Source organism: Gordonia sp. UBA7860 (assembly GCF_002500165.1).
GTDB lineage: Bacteria > Actinomycetota > Actinomycetes > Mycobacteriales > Mycobacteriaceae > Gordonia > Gordonia sputi.
The window spans coordinates 1-14,404 of record NZ_DLSO01000190.1; the positions used below are offsets into that span (position 1 = coordinate 1).

A 14,404-nucleotide genomic window follows, 5' to 3' on the forward strand; every position below is an offset into this window, starting at 1 on the left:
TGCGGGGCATTACTGCATTCAGAAGCATTTACAGTTCACTCACGCGGGTGCTCCGGGTCGCTGCGGATTCCGCACCAGGACCCCGCAGGGCATAGATTGAGAGTCATGAACGATCGCGATCGGGGACAAGACAGACGAGGCCGCGGGCGTGGGGCGGACAGTCGCGGGCGTGGGCCTGATGGACGAGGACGCGTGTCGGATCGACGCGGTTCGGACCGGCGGGGCTCGGAAGGTCGGCCGGCGGGTCCGCCGTTGCCCGACGACGTCGTGGCATCGGATCTCGACCAAGAAGTCCGTCGGGATCTGCTGACGCTGGACAAGGCAAACGCAGATCGGGTTGCGCGTCACCTGGTGATGGTCGCTCAACTTCTCGACTCCGATCCGGACTTGGCGCTTGCTCACGCACGCGCAGCGCGGGAACGCGCCTCCAGGGTCGGATTGGTCCGTGAAACCGCAGGAATCGCGGCGTACAACGCCGGTGAATGGCAGGAAGCTCTGACCGAGTTGCGTGCCGCACGCAGAATCAATGGCGGTACATCTCTTCTGCCGTTGATCGCCGACGCGGAACGCGGGCTCGGCCGCCCAGAACGTGCCATCGAAATCGCTCGTAGTGAAGAGGGCCGCTCGCTCACCGGCGACGAGGCGACGGAAATGCACATCGTCGAGGCGGGCGCTCGCATCGATGCCGGCGAACCCGCGAAAGCACTCGTCACGCTTCAGGCGGAAGATCTGGCACCGGGGCGGACCGGCACGATGGCCGCACGGCTGTTTTACGCCTATGCATCCGCACTGTTGGCCGCTGACCGTCGCGATGATGCAGTGACCTGGTACATGAATGCCGCCGCCGCGGACGTCGACGATGCCACCGATGCGGAGTTCCGCCTGATGGAGCTCTCGGAGGACATGAGTCCCGACACCGCATCGGAAGGCGAGAATTCCGATGGCGGAGATGTCGTCGACGTTGTAGGTGCCCCCAAAGACATCGAAGAGACCGACACCGTGGGTGGGGCCGCTGGTGGTGCAGAATCCGTGTCGGAGACCTCCAGCGCGCCTGCGCAACCCGCAACGACATCGGCTACAGAATCATCCGAGCAGGCACCTGCTCCCTCGAGCACGGCGTCGACGGCTACGACTCCTGTGCAAGCTCCTGAACCGTCGACGCCGGCGGCGAAGCGTTCGAACGCATCCTCGCCGGAGCCGCAGGCTCCGCCGGAAGGGTCGCTGGCCGATCACTACGAGGCGTTGCTCCTCGATCTCGACGGCACCGTGTTCGCAGGCAAGGAGCCGACCCATGGAGCGCGAGAAACCCTCGACGCTCTCGACCTTCCCCAGATCTTCGTCACCAATAACGCGAGCCGACGTCCGAATGAGGTTGCAGCACATCTCGCTTCGATGGGTTTCTCGGCGACCGAGGATCAGGTTGTGACAAGCGCGCAGACTGCGGCTCGTCTGCTTTCCGAACACGTGCAGCCAGGCTCGCGTGCGCTCGTGCTCGGTACGGACGGACTGGCGCAGGAGGTGCGCGAGGTCGGAGTCGGAGTCGCGAGGAGCGCCGACGACCGTCCAGCCGCCGTGATCCAGGGATTCTCGCCGGATACGAACTGGTCGACGCTGTCGGAGGCCGCTCTCGCGATCCGCGCGGGTGCGCTGTGGATTGCCACCAACACGGACGCGACGTTGCCCTCCGAGCGTGGACTGCTTGTCGGAAACGGGTCACTGGTCGCCGCTGTCGCCAACGCGACCGGCGCCGAACCTCTCGTCGCGGGTAAGCCTGCTGCACCGCTGATGGCGGATGCGATGAAGCGTAGCGGAGTCACCAATTCGCTGGTCGTCGGCGATCGACTCGACACGGACATCCAGGGAGCGCATTCGGTGGGCCTCGACAGCGCGCTCGTCCTGACAGGTGTCAGCACTCCGAAGGATCTGCTACTTGCGCCACCCGAGCAGCGACCCTCACACGTGATCGACGATCTGACGGGCCTGCTGGACGACGAGGCGTCGGTCCGAATCGGAGTCCAGCCGGACTGGAGCGTCACGGTGTCCGGTTCGACCGTCACGGTGACTGCCACCGGGGAGCAGCCCGCGCACGCCGCGCTTCTGCCTGCACTCGCGAACACCGCGTGGGCACTGATCGACGGCCGCGACGTCGACGCCGAGGCGGTGGATCCATCAGATGTCACGATCACGAGCGACGATCCGAATGTTCGAGCGCAGATCGACAAGCTCGGCGTCGGTGACCTGCGCTAGCGTGGTCGTGTCATGAACAACCAGCAACCGCGCCCCGTTCCCGGTGCACATCTGCGGCCCGGGTCGCAGATGGCCGCACCCTCCGACGTTGCGTCCGAGCCACAGATACCGGTCACGGAGTCGGTCCAGTCGTTGCTCGACGAGGTCGACCACATTCGCGAGCAGGCAGGCGACACCTTCGATCTCGCGGCGCTCGCGCGGCAGACCGAATTGCTGGAGAAGGCTCATGACGTGCTCACCGCAGCGTTGGCCGAGGTCGATCCCCGATGACAGCCAACCTGTCGAGGATCATCAACCTGTTCGGGGCCCACTGAGTGGCTACGCGCGCAAGGCTCGACGCCGAGCTCGTCCGCCGGAAGTTGGCGCGCTCGCGAGAGCAGGCTCGTGAGCTGATCGAGGCGGGGCAGGTCACCGTGAATGGGGTGCTCGCCGCGAAACCCGCTACCAATGTGTCGCGCGACACCCCCATCCTCGTCTCCGACGACGGTCCCCGCGACGACTGGGCGTCACGGGGTGCGCACAAACTGCTCGGTGCACTCGAACGATTCGAGCCGCAGGGTTTGAGTATCGCCGACAAGCGCTGTCTCGACGCGGGGGCGTCGACCGGAGGGTTCACGGACGTTCTGCTTCGACGTGGAGCGGCCGAGGTCGTAGCGGTGGATGTCGGCTACGGGCAGCTCGTCTGGCGGCTCCAGTCCGACGATCGTGTCGACGTGCACGACCGTACCAACGTTCGTCACCTGAACGCCGACGACATCGGGGGCCCCGTCGACATCGTCGTAGCCGACCTCTCGTTCATCTCGCTGTCGCTGGTCTTGCCGGCCTTCGCCGCGAGTGTCCGGCCTGGCGCCGACCTCTTGCCCATGGTCAAACCGCAGTTCGAGGTCGGTAAGGACCGGGTGGGCTCCGGTGGCGTTGTGCGCGACCCCGAGTTGCGTGCCGAGGCGGTGTACCACGTCGCGCGGGACGCAGCGAAGCTCGGGCTGATCACCAGGGACGTCGTGGCGAGCCCGCTGCCGGGGCCGTCGGGCAACGTCGAGTATTTCTTGTGGCTGACATACCGTCCCACTGACCACCACGCACGGGCCGACGTTCCCTCGAGCGATACTTTCGGGGAGACTGGTGGCGGCGCACACGATGTCGCCGACATTGCGGATGATGCGCAGCTGCGGGGGATGATCCACCGTGCCGTCGACGAGGGACCTCGCTGAGTGTGCCTGCAGATCGGGAATGGTGAAAGGAACTCGGGAACTGTGAAAGGAACAGGGTGATCGACGAATCAGTGGTCGCCGTGTCCGGTCAGCGCGAGTTCATGGTGGTGGCGCACACCGGACGTGCCGTGGTGACCCGTACGGTCGAATCGATCGCACGCCACTGCGCAGCCGCGGGCGTCGGCCTACGCATCATCGACCACGACCTCACTGCCGATAACCCCGCAACGCAGGACGACGTCGACCTCCGTGGACGAGACGATCGAGCAGGTCCCGACGACGCGAGCGACGACGATCCCGCCGACCGCGATCACGGCCCCAGGCGGCCTCCGAGCCACCCGCTCGACATCGACGGACTCCGCGAACTCGGTGCAGACGTCACCGTCGCGATGGGCGACCCGGAATCGGCCGTGGGGTGCGAGGTGGTGATCGTGCTCGGGGGCGACGGAACATTCCTACGCGCAGCAGAACTCGCCTATCCGGCGGGTGTTCCGGTGCTCGGAATCAACCTCGGACACATCGGTTTTCTCGCCGAAGCCGAGGCCAATCGCATCGACGACGTGATGGCCCAGCTGATCTCGCGTGATTACCGCGTCGAACCGCGCATGACCCTCGACATCTCGATCAGCCATCCGACCAAACCGGACGAGGTGCGTCGTAGCTGGGCACTCAACGAGGTCGCCATCCTCAACCGAACCAATAACGGCGTCCTCGAGTTGGTGACCGAAGTAGACGGTCGGCCGGTGTCCGCGTTCGGAGCCGACGGTGTACTCGTGTCGACACCGACAGGATCGACTGCCTACGCCTTTTCCGCCGGCGGGCCCGTGATGTGGCCCGACCTCGAAGCGATCCTGATCGTTCCGAGCAATGCGCATGCGCTGTTCGCCCGGCCGATGGTGACCAGCCCTCGGTCGCGGATCGCGGTGGAGATCGACAAGCACGGACGGTCGGCGATCGCCCTGTGCGACGGTCGACGCCAGATCTTCGTCCCTGCTGGCGGACGCGTCGAAGTGGTCCGCAGCGACCGATCGGTGCTGTGGGTACGCATCGATTCCGATCCGTTCGCCGACCGGCTCGTGACTAAATTCGACCTGCCGGTGACCGGTTGGCGCGGGCGGCAGGGTGAGGGGAACTAGTGCTCGAAGAGCTGTCGATCTCCGGCCTCGGCGTCATCGATCAGGCCGCCGCACAATTCAGTCCCGGTTTCACCGTGCTGACGGGCGAGACCGGTGCAGGCAAGACGATGATCGTGACCAGTCTGCGCCTGCTCTCAGGGGCGCGTGCCGACGCCGGGCGAGTGCGTTCGGGAAGCCAGAAGGCCACCGTCGAAGGGCGGTTCCGACTCGCTGATTCCGCCGACGCCGCCACGCGAGCCGCCGTCGCCGACATCGTCGAATCCGCTGGTGCAGAATTCGATGACGACGGCTCGGTCATCGTGGTCCGCACCGTCGGCTCCGACGGTCGTTCGCGCGCGCACCTCGGCGGGCGGTCGGTGCCGGTCGGTGTGATGGGCAGGTTCACGGGTGCGCTGCTGACGATTCACGGCCAGAACGATCAACTGCGTCTCCTCCGCCCTGACCATCAGCGTGACGCCCTCGACAGTTTTGCCGGAGACAAGGCGGCCGCCGCGCTGAAGCGGTATCGCTCAGCGCGCGAGAGATGGGTCGCGGTTCTCGACGAACTCGACGCGCGACGCGCCAACCATCGTGAACTCGCGCAGGAGGCCGACCGACTGCGCTTCGGCATCGACGAGATCGCCGCTGTCGACCCGCAGCCGGGAGAAGATGACGCGCTCGCCGACACCATTCGCCGACTTTCCGATCTCGAGTCGATCCGCTCGGCGGCTGCGGGATCGCACGACGTCGTCGCGGGCGACAACAGCTCACTCGTCGACGGTCTCGGGCAGGTCCGCTCGCTCCTGGAGTCTGCGGCCGACGCGCAACTACGGACCCTGGCCGGTCGCGTGTCGGAGACACTGACCGTCGTCACGGATATCGGCGACGAGTTGTCGTCCTTTCTGTCCGGATTACCCAGCGACGCAGACGAACTCGAGAAGCTGCTCGCCCGCCAGGGCGAGCTGAAGGCTCTGGTGCGTAAGTACGCACCCGACATCGACGGCGTCATCGCGTGGCGTGAGTCCGCGGAACGTCGGCTCTCCGAGATCGACGACCCGCAGGGCTCGATCGACGAACTCGAGGTGGCGGCCGCATCGGCACGCACCGACGTGGAGTCGGCGGCGTCGACGCTGCGAACCATCCGTCGTAAGGCGGCCACGTCCATGTCGAGCAAGGTGTCGGCCGAGCTGGCCGGCCTTGCCATGGGCGACGCCGCACTGTCGGTGAGTGTCATCCCCGACGCCGCGGCGCCCGAGGATCGGCTGACGATCACGGTCGACGGTGCGGCCGCGCATGCAGGTGGCGATGGCACCGACCGTGTCGAGTTCGCGCTCGTCGCGCACGCCGGAGCCGATCCGTTGCCGATCGCGAAATCGGCGTCCGGCGGCGAACTCTCACGACTGATGCTGGCGCTCGAAGTGGTTCTGGCAGAGCCGACGTCGGGATCGGTCATGGTCTTCGACGAGGTCGACGCCGGTGTCGGTGGACGGGCAGCGGTGGAGATCGGGCGCAGGCTCGCGGGGCTCGCACGGGCACACCAGGTCATCGTCGTCACCCATCTCCCGCAGGTCGCGGCCTTCGCCGACAACCACCTGGTGATCGGGAAGACCTCGAAATCCGGCGATCGTGCGCAGACCAGCACCCTGAGGCCACTCGACCGTGACGCGCGCATCGCCGAATTGGCGCGGATGCTCGCAGGACTCGGCGAATCCGACACGGGCCGGGCGCATGCGGAGGAACTACTGGCCACCGCCGACAGCGAGAAGGCGCACGCCGTCGGATCGTCGGCAGACGAGGCGACGAGCGCAGCGACGAAAGCAAGGAGCACTCGCAAGAAGCGCTGAAACAGCTGATACTCGTGTGACAAAAGTTGCCCATGTTGCGGCGCGCCTCCCCGAGGCTGCGCGGCGCACGGTCAATCATGTGGTGCATGAAGATGCCCGCACTGCTCGCACGTAACTCCGAAGAACTGCCTGGCGTGTCCGGTATCGCCAGGATCGACAAGAACACCCGCCGCCTCATCGATCGAGTCGGACCGGGTGACATAGCCATCCTCGACGAGGTCGACCTCGACCGCGTCACCGCCGACGCACTGGTCGAGGCCAATGTCGTCGCCGTCGTCAATGCGTCCCGCTCCATCAGCGGGCGCTACCCAAACCTCGGACCGGAGGTGCTTGTCGGCTCTGGGATCGTCCTCGTCGACGAGGTCGGACCCGAGGTGTTCAAGCGAGTCAAGGACGGCGCGAAACTCCGGGTCGACGACGGCAAGGTGTTCGTCGGTGAGCGACGCCTCGCGCGCGGCACCACGCTCGACGAGCACGAGATCGCCGACATGATGATCGAGGCCAAGACGGGGCTCGTCGATCACCTGGAAGCATTCTCCGGCAACACGATTGAGTTCATTCGGAGCGAGTCCCCACTGCTGATCGACGGGGTCGGCGTGCCCGACATCGAGGTCTCGCTGGTCGGCAAGCACGTCGTGATCGTGGGCGATGGGCCCGACCGCGCGGCCGATCTACGCGCTCTCAAGCCGTTCATCAAGGAGTACTCACCGGTGATCATCGGTGTCGGTGCAGGCGCAGACACGCTGACGAAGGCCGGGTACAAGCCCTCGCTGATCGTCGGCGATCCGGAGGAGATGAAGATTGCGACGCTGAAATGCGGCGCGCAACTGGTACTTCCGGCAGACACCGACGGCCATGCCTCGGGGCTCGAGCGAATCCAGGACCTCGGAATCGGGGCGACCACGTTCCCCGCGGCCGGCGCGGCGTCGGATCTCGCTCTGCTGCTCGCCGACTACCACGGTGCCGACCTCATCGTCACCGTTGGCTATGGTGGCACCCTCGACGACTTCTTCGACCGCTCGCGGCGCGAGAGCAATCCGTCGACCTTCCTCACCCGAATGAAGGTCGGACCCAAGTTGGTCGACGCGAAAGCCGTTGCGACGCTGTACAGGAGCCGCGTGTCGGGAGCGGCCGTGGCCTTCGTGGTGCTCGCCGCGCTGATCGCGGTCATCGCCGCGGTGATGTTGTCGAGCGCGGGCGGCGAAGTGACCGATTGGGTTGTCGCACAGTGGCATCAGCTCGTCGAGTGGGCCCGCGGGGTCTGGAACAGGTAGGCAATGATTTCGGTTCGGCAGCATGCGATCTCGCTCGCCGCGGTGTTTCTGGCACTGGCGGTGGGCTTGTTCATCGGCTCCGGTTTCGTCGGCGACAGAATGAACTCGTTGACCGGCACCAGTCGCGATCGCATCGGGGCGTTGCAGGACGAGCGTGATCAACTCAACGACCAGCTCAACAGCGCCAACAGTTTTGATACCGCGATCACCGGACGGGTGATCGACGGAACGCTGCGCGGGCAGTCGGTCTTGGTGGTGACCGCGCCCGGCGCGGTCGACGCCGACGTCGCTGCTGTCAAGGACGCGATCGCCGGCGCGGGCGCCAAAGTGTCGGGTCAGATCGCGTTGACGCCGCAGTTCGTCGCTGATCAGAAATCCGAGCAACTCTCGACGATCATCGACCAGACGATTCCTCCGGGATCGACGCTGCGCGCCGAACTGGTCGATTCCGGTGGTCGCACGGGCGACCTGCTCGGCGCTCTGACGCTCGACCGAGGTGGGAAGGGTGCCGCGTCGGCCGACGACAGGCGCACCGGACTGCAGGCACTACGCGACGGCGGGTTCATCGACTACGACGGGGCGGGCTCGACACCTGCTGACCTCGCCATCGTGGTGACCGGCGGTGGCTACCCCAAGGATTCCGGAGCGCAGGGACAACTCGTCGCCCGCTTCGCCGCAGCACTCTCGGGGCGCGGCGATGGGGGAGCGCTGCTCGGTCGGACGGGTTCGACCGCTGGTGGCTCGCCGATTGCCGTCGTTCGCTCGGACCCCGGTCTGGGCAATGCCGTTTCCACCGTCGACAACGTCGATCAGCAGACCGGGCGCATCACGTCGATCCTGGTCCTGCAGGAGGAGAAGGGCGGACGGACCGGCGCCTACGGCACCGGAGCGGGTGCCAAGGCGATAACGGTCGGGGCCACCGACCGACCGTCGACCTGACGACGACGGCCCGGGCCGGGCTGTCCGAGCGGACGACCCAGCCCGGCCGGCCGGAGAGATCAGGACGCGGATCACACCCTCCGCGGAGCCGCTTCCGGTGTGGCGGAGCGGAGAACCGTCGATGGGTGTTACCCTGGAGTCCCGTAGGTCAACAGGTTTTCCGGCCTGATCCAGCCGACGGGAGAGACGGGTTTTGCGACCACTTCGCCACGTGCATGAAGGCACGAAGCACATATTCGTTACGGGCGGCGTCGCATCGTCGCTCGGAAAAGGTCTGACGGCGTCGAGCCTCGGCCAACTACTCACAGCGCGCGGTCTGCGCGTGACCATGCAGAAACTGGATCCGTATCTGAACGTCGATCCAGGCACGATGAACCCCTTCCAGCACGGTGAGGTCTTCGTCACCGAGGATGGCGCCGAGACCGACCTCGACGTCGGACACTATGAGCGATTCCTCGACCGCAATCTCTCGCAGTCGGCGAATGTCACCACCGGACAGGTGTATTCGACAGTCATCGCCAAGGAGCGACGCGGCGAGTATCTCGGCGAGACCGTCCAGGTCATCCCGCACATCACCGACGAGTTGAAGTCGCGGGTGCTCGCGATGCGTGCGCCCGGTGACGACGGTGAGCCGCCAGACGTCGTCATCACCGAGATCGGTGGAACCGTCGGCGACATCGAGTCGCTGCCGTTCATCGAAGCCGCCCGCCAGATCCGTCACGACGTCGGCCGCGACAACGTCTTCTTCATCCACGTCTCGCTGGTGCCCTATCTCGCGCCGTCGGGTGAGCTGAAGACCAAACCGACCCAGCACTCGGTCGCCGCGCTGCGCAACGTCGGAATCCAGCCCGACGCGCTGATCCTGCGGTGCGATCGCGACGTGCCCGAGGGGCTCAAGAAGAAGATCGCGCTGATGTGCGACGTCGACATCGACGGCGTCATCTCCACGCCCGACGCCCCGTCGATCTACGACATCCCCAAGGTGCTGCACTCCGAGCAACTCGACGCCTACGTCGTGCGCAAGCTCGGGCTGCCGTTCCGCGATGTCGACTGGACGGTGTGGGGCGAACTGCTCAACCGTGTGCACGAGCCGCGTGAGACCGTCCGAATCGCGTTGGTGGGCAAGTACGTCGACCTGCCCGACGCGTATCTGTCGGTGACCGAGGCGATCCGCGCGGGCGGATTCGCGTGGCGCGCCAAGACCGAGATCAAGTGGGTTCCGTCCGACGAATGCGCCACCGAGGCGGGTGCGCAGGCAGCGCTCGGCGACGTCGACGGCGTGTTGGTCCCCGGTGGCTTCGGCATCCGCGGGATCGAGGGCAAGCTCGGCGCGATCCGGTACGCGCGGCGTCGAGGCATTCCCCTACTCGGTCTGTGCCTCGGCCTGCAGTGCATCGTGATCGAGGCCGCGCGCTCGGTGGGTCTCGAGGACGCGAGCTCGACGGAGTTCGATCCCGACACCCCGTTCCCCGTCATCTCGACGATGGCCGACCAGACCGAGATCGTTGCCGGAGAAGCCGATCTCGGCGGCACGATGCGGCTCGGTGCCTACCCGGCGACGCTCAAGCCCGACAGCATCGTCGCGGAGTCGTACGGTTCGACAGAGGTGTCCGAGCGGCATCGGCACCGCTTCGAGGTCAACAACTCCTATCGCGACAAGATCGCGGCGTCGGGGCTCGTGTTCTCCGGCACCTCGCCGGACGGCCATCTCGTCGAGTTCGTCGAGTACCCCGCGTCGATTCATCCGTTCCTGGTGGGCACTCAGGCTCACCCCGAACTGAAGAGCCGGCCGACGCGTCCCCATCCGTTGTTCCGTTCGTTTATCGACGCTTCGCTGAAGTACAAAGCAGCAGAACGACTTCCGGTGGACTTGGGCGACTACGATCCACCGCCCGCGGCGGCGGTCGAGGACGACGTCACCGTCGAGGTCGAGGAACAGGACGCTTGAGCGAGAGCACCGGACCCGGCGCCCACGACTTCGCGGTGAAGTCGAGCGAAGCGGTCTACGACGGAGCGATCCTCGCGCTTCGCCTCGATCAGGTAGAGATGCCTGGCGGTCGGGTCGCCGAACGCGAAGTCGTCGAGCATTTCGGTGCCGTTGCCGTCGTCGCGCGTGATGAGGACGGCAGGATCGCGATGGTGCGTCAGTACCGGCATCCTGTCGGTCGCAGGTTGTTGGAGATTCCAGCGGGGCTGCTCGACAAGGGCGGTGCAGAGCGGCCGCTCGCCGCCGCACAGCGCGAACTCGCGGAGGAAACCGATCTGCGGGCGCAGCGGTGGCAGGTTCTGGTCGACCTCGACCTCTCGCCAGGGTTCACCGACGAAGCGCTGCGCGTCTACCTCGCCGAAGAACTGTCTCACCACCACGTGGCCGAACGCGAAGACGAAGAGGCCGACATGACGTTGGAGTGGGTCGCACTCGACGATGCCGTGGCGATGGTGCTGTCGGGCGAGATCGTGAACGCTACCGCGGTATCGGGGATTCTCGCGCTCGACGCCGCGGACCGCACCGGGGCATCGTTGCGTACGCCGGATTCGCCGTGGCGCGACAAGCCCCACGCCTTCGCCGATCGCAAAGCGGGCAAGGCGTCGACGTGACCACCACCGGGACGCGAGTCGACGACGTGGTGTCGAGGTACCTCGACCACCTCACCGTCGAACGCGGCATGGCGCCCAACACGCTTGCGTCCTACGGCCGCGACCTCGACCGCTACCGTCGCTATCTCACGGGGCGAGGGATCGTCGATCTCTCGGAGGTCACCGAGAACGACGTGCGCGAGTTCCTCGTCGATCTGCGACGCGGCGACGAGGAAGCCGGGACAACACCACTCGCCGACAGCTCGGTGGCACGAACCCTGGTGGCCACCAGAGGTTTTCATAAGTTCGCCGCTGCCGAAGGCGTCGTGCCCGCCGACGCGGCGCACGGCGTGCGGCCACCGCGTCCAGCGCGACGTCTCCCGAAGGCGTTGCCCGTCGACGACGTCGTCGCGATCCTGGAGGAAGCCGGGGCGGGCGACCATCCGCGTGCGCTGCGCGACCGCGCGCTCCTCGAACTGCTCTACAGCTGCGGAGCACGCATCACCGAGGCGACGTCGCTCGACGTCGACGACCTCGACACCGACGCGCGCACCGCCCTTCTGCGAGGCAAGGGCGGAAAGGAACGTCTCGTGCCCGTCGGCGGACCTGCCGTCGGGGCGATCGAGGCGTACCTGGTGCGGGGCAGGCCCGCTCTGGTGACACGTTCGACGCCCGCGCTGTTCCTCAACGCGCGCGGTGGCAGGCTCACCCGGCAGGGAGCGTGGCAGGTGCTCGCCGACACCGCCGAGCGGGCCGGAATCGGTACGGCCGTCTCACCGCACACCCTGCGGCACTCATTCGCGACGCACCTCCTCGATGGCGGCGCCGATGTGCGAGTGGTCCAGGAGTTGCTCGGGCACGCCTCGGTGACGACGACGCAGGTCTACACCCTCGTCACGGTCAACACGATGCGTGAGGTGTACGCCACAGCCCATCCGAGAGCGCGCTGAGCGTCGTCGAAGGGGCCGTGCGGCGATGCTCCGCGGCTTCGGTGCAGTGAACCATTAGGCTGACAAGCGGCGTCGATACGTGATCAGTGAGAAAGGCGGGTACGTGAGCACACCGAGTACACCGCGGTCGGGAGGTCATACCGACGATCAGTACCGCCTCCATGTGACGTCCGGGATCGACATCGACGAGGGCGATCATCCCGACGACGAGATCGGCCCCACCGGGCGTCCCTACCGCGACGTTCCGCCGCCTGCGCCCCTCGACCGACACGGACCGGCGACGGTCATCGCCGTGTGCAATCAGAAGGGCGGCGTCGGCAAGACGACGTCGACGATCAACCTGGGTGCCGCGCTCGCCGAGTACGGACGACGCGTACTGCTGGTCGACCTCGATCCGCAGGGTGCGTTGTCTGCGGGTCTCGGCGTGCCGCATCACCAACTCGACGAGACCGTCTACAACCTGCTGGTCCCGCCGCACGCCTCGATCGAGGATGTGCTGATGCGTACGCGCGTCGAGAACCTCGACCTTCTGCCGTCGAACATCGATCTGTCTGCCGCGGAGATCCAACTCGTCAGCGAAGTCGGACGCGAACAAGCCCTCGGCCGCGCGCTGCATCCCGTTCTCGACCGCTACGACGTCGTACTGATCGATTGCCAGCCATCGCTCGGGTTGCTGACCGTGAACGCCCTTGCCTGCGCCGACACAGTGATCATCCCGATGGAGTGCGAGTACTTCAGTCTGCGCGGTCTGGCGCTGCTCACCGACACGATCGAGAAGGTGCGCGACCGACTCAACTTCCGCCTCACCCTCGGCGGCATCCTCGTCACGATGTTCGACGCCAGAACCCTGCACTCCCGTGAGGTGATGGCTCGCGTCGTCGAGGTCTTCGGCGACGCCGTGTACGACACCGTCATCGCTCGTACCGTTCGCTTCCCGGAGACCAGCGTCGCGGGCGAACCGATCACGTCGTGGGCGCCGAAGTCCGCGGGCGCCAAGGCATATCGCGCGTTGGCGCGCGAGGTCATCGCGCGCAACGTCAAGCAGGCATGACCGAGACCGGCACGGCCGAGGCCGACGCCGCTGAGGTTGGCAACTCGGAGGTCGACACGACCGACGTCGAGGCCCCAGAGGCAGGCACCACAGAGGCAGGCACCACAGAGGCGGGCACTGTAGAGGCAGGGGCGACGGCGGGCGAGGAGCAGGGCTTTCGGGTCAAGCTCGCCAACTTCGAGGGTCCGTTCGATCTGCTGCTGAACCTCATCAGCCAGCACCGTCTCGACGTCACAGAGGTCGCGCTGCATGCGGTGACCGACGAATTCATCGCGTACACGCGGGAGATGGGTTCAGAGCTAGGACTCGAGCAGACCACCGAGTTCCTGGTCATCGCCGCGACACTGCTCGACCTCAAGGCGGCGAGGTTGTTGCCGACCGGAGAGGTCGACGACCCGGAGGATCTCGCGCTGCTCGAAGCACGTGACCTGCTCTTCGCGCGACTACTGCAATACCGCGCGTACAAGCAGGTGGCCGCGCTGTTCGGTGAACTCGAAGCCGCGGCGCTGCAGCGCTATCCGCGCGCGGTGTCGTTGGAGCAGCAGTTCACCGATCTGCTTCCCGAGGTGACGCTCGGCGTCGATGCGAACGGATTCGCCGAGGTCGCCGTCGCGGCGTTGACACCACGTCCTATCCCGACGGTCGGTCTCGATCACCTTCACGACATGCACAAGGTGTCGGTGCCCGGGCAGGCGCGACGCATGGCCGCGCTGCTTGCCGCCAGCCCTGGCGAGTGGATGACGTTCCGCGCGCTCGTCGCCGATTGCGAGAACGGACTCGAGGTCGTCGGCAGCTTCCTCGGACTGCTCGAACTCTTCCGTGAGCGTGCGGTCACCTTCGAGCAGCCCGAGGCACTCGAAGAACTCCAGGTGTCGTGGACGGGCGAGCGCGACCGCGAGGAACTACGCATGGAGAAAGCGGAGGACTACGAATGACCGACTTCGACGCGGGTCCAGACGATCCAGGCGCCCACTCGTCCGAGAGCGTTACGCCCGAGCAGACGGCGCTCGACGTCGGCGACGTGGTCGACGAGGCAGACTCCGAACCAGTTCTCGACGACGCGCGCCTGCGTGCGGCGCTCGAAGCCGTGCTGCTCGTCGTCGACACGCCGGTGACCGCCGACGAACTCGCCTCGGCGGTCGGCGACAACCGCGCACGCGTGCATTCGACGCTCACTCAGATGGCGGCTGACCTGA

12 protein-coding genes and 1 pseudogene are annotated in these 14,404 nt (G+C 66.5%); all 13 read left to right on the plus strand.

Annotated features, from left to right (window positions below; all coding sequences use genetic code 11):
* Positions 1-105 precede the first annotated feature (105 nt).
* Positions 106-2,247: an HAD-IIA family hydrolase gene (locus B3T59_RS22625; protein ID WP_287005197.1), complete on the plus strand. Its 2,142-nt coding sequence runs from the start codon at positions 106-108 to the stop codon at positions 2,245-2,247.
* 12 nt (positions 2,248-2,259) lie between these two features.
* A complete protein-coding gene (locus B3T59_RS22630; RefSeq protein WP_287005198.1) occupies positions 2,260-2,517 on the plus strand; it encodes a hypothetical protein in 258 nt (85 codons plus the stop codon).
* Positions 2,518-2,561: 44 nt separating this feature from the next.
* Positions 2,562-3,458: a TlyA family RNA methyltransferase gene (locus B3T59_RS22635; RefSeq protein WP_287005199.1), complete on the plus strand. Its 897-nt coding sequence runs from the start codon at positions 2,562-2,564 to the stop codon at positions 3,456-3,458.
* Between the two features lie 56 nt (positions 3,459-3,514).
* On the plus strand, positions 3,515-4,594 hold the full coding sequence (locus B3T59_RS22640; protein ID WP_005206981.1) for an NAD kinase: 1,080 nt from the start codon (positions 3,515-3,517) through the stop codon (positions 4,592-4,594).
* Positions 4,594-6,417, plus strand: coding sequence for a DNA repair protein RecN (recN, locus tag B3T59_RS22645; protein ID WP_287005200.1), 1,824 nt, complete (start codon positions 4,594-4,596; stop codon positions 6,415-6,417). Before B3T59_RS22640 ends, recN begins: the two co-directional genes overlap by 1 nt.
* 92 nt (positions 6,418-6,509) lie before the next feature.
* A complete protein-coding gene (gene steA / locus B3T59_RS22650; protein WP_287005204.1) occupies positions 6,510-7,691 on the plus strand; it encodes a putative cytokinetic ring protein SteA in 1,182 nt (393 codons plus the stop codon).
* 3 nt (positions 7,692-7,694) lie between these two features.
* Entirely contained in the window at positions 7,695-8,630 is a 936-nt protein-coding gene (locus tag B3T59_RS22655) for a copper transporter (RefSeq protein WP_287005201.1), read from the plus strand.
* A gap of 193 nt (positions 8,631-8,823) precedes the next feature.
* Entirely contained in the window at positions 8,824-10,578 is a 1,755-nt protein-coding gene (locus tag B3T59_RS22660; protein ID WP_251724011.1) for a CTP synthase, read from the plus strand.
* Positions 10,575-11,228 carry an NUDIX domain-containing protein gene (locus B3T59_RS22665; RefSeq protein WP_251724012.1) on the plus strand — a complete coding sequence of 218 codons (654 nt, stop codon included), beginning with the start codon at positions 10,575-10,577 and terminating at the stop codon, positions 11,226-11,228. Before B3T59_RS22660 ends, B3T59_RS22665 begins: the two co-directional genes overlap by 4 nt.
* Complete coding sequence (xerD, locus tag B3T59_RS22670) at positions 11,225-12,157, plus strand: site-specific tyrosine recombinase XerD (RefSeq protein ID WP_287005202.1); 933 nt, start codon at positions 11,225-11,227, stop codon at positions 12,155-12,157. The genes B3T59_RS22665 and xerD overlap by 4 nt, the downstream gene beginning before the upstream one ends.
* A gap of 103 nt (positions 12,158-12,260) precedes the next feature.
* Complete coding sequence (locus B3T59_RS22675) at positions 12,261-13,208, plus strand: ParA family protein (protein ID WP_251724014.1); 948 nt, start codon at positions 12,261-12,263, stop codon at positions 13,206-13,208.
* Positions 13,205-14,143, plus strand: a complete 939-nt coding sequence (locus B3T59_RS22680) for a segregation and condensation protein A (RefSeq protein ID WP_287005203.1) — start codon at positions 13,205-13,207, stop codon at positions 14,141-14,143. The genes B3T59_RS22675 and B3T59_RS22680 overlap by 4 nt, the downstream gene beginning before the upstream one ends.
* A pseudogene (locus B3T59_RS22685) lies at positions 14,140-14,404 on the plus strand (SMC-Scp complex subunit ScpB); the annotation flags it as partial. The gene B3T59_RS22680 and the pseudogene B3T59_RS22685, both read left to right, overlap by 4 nt.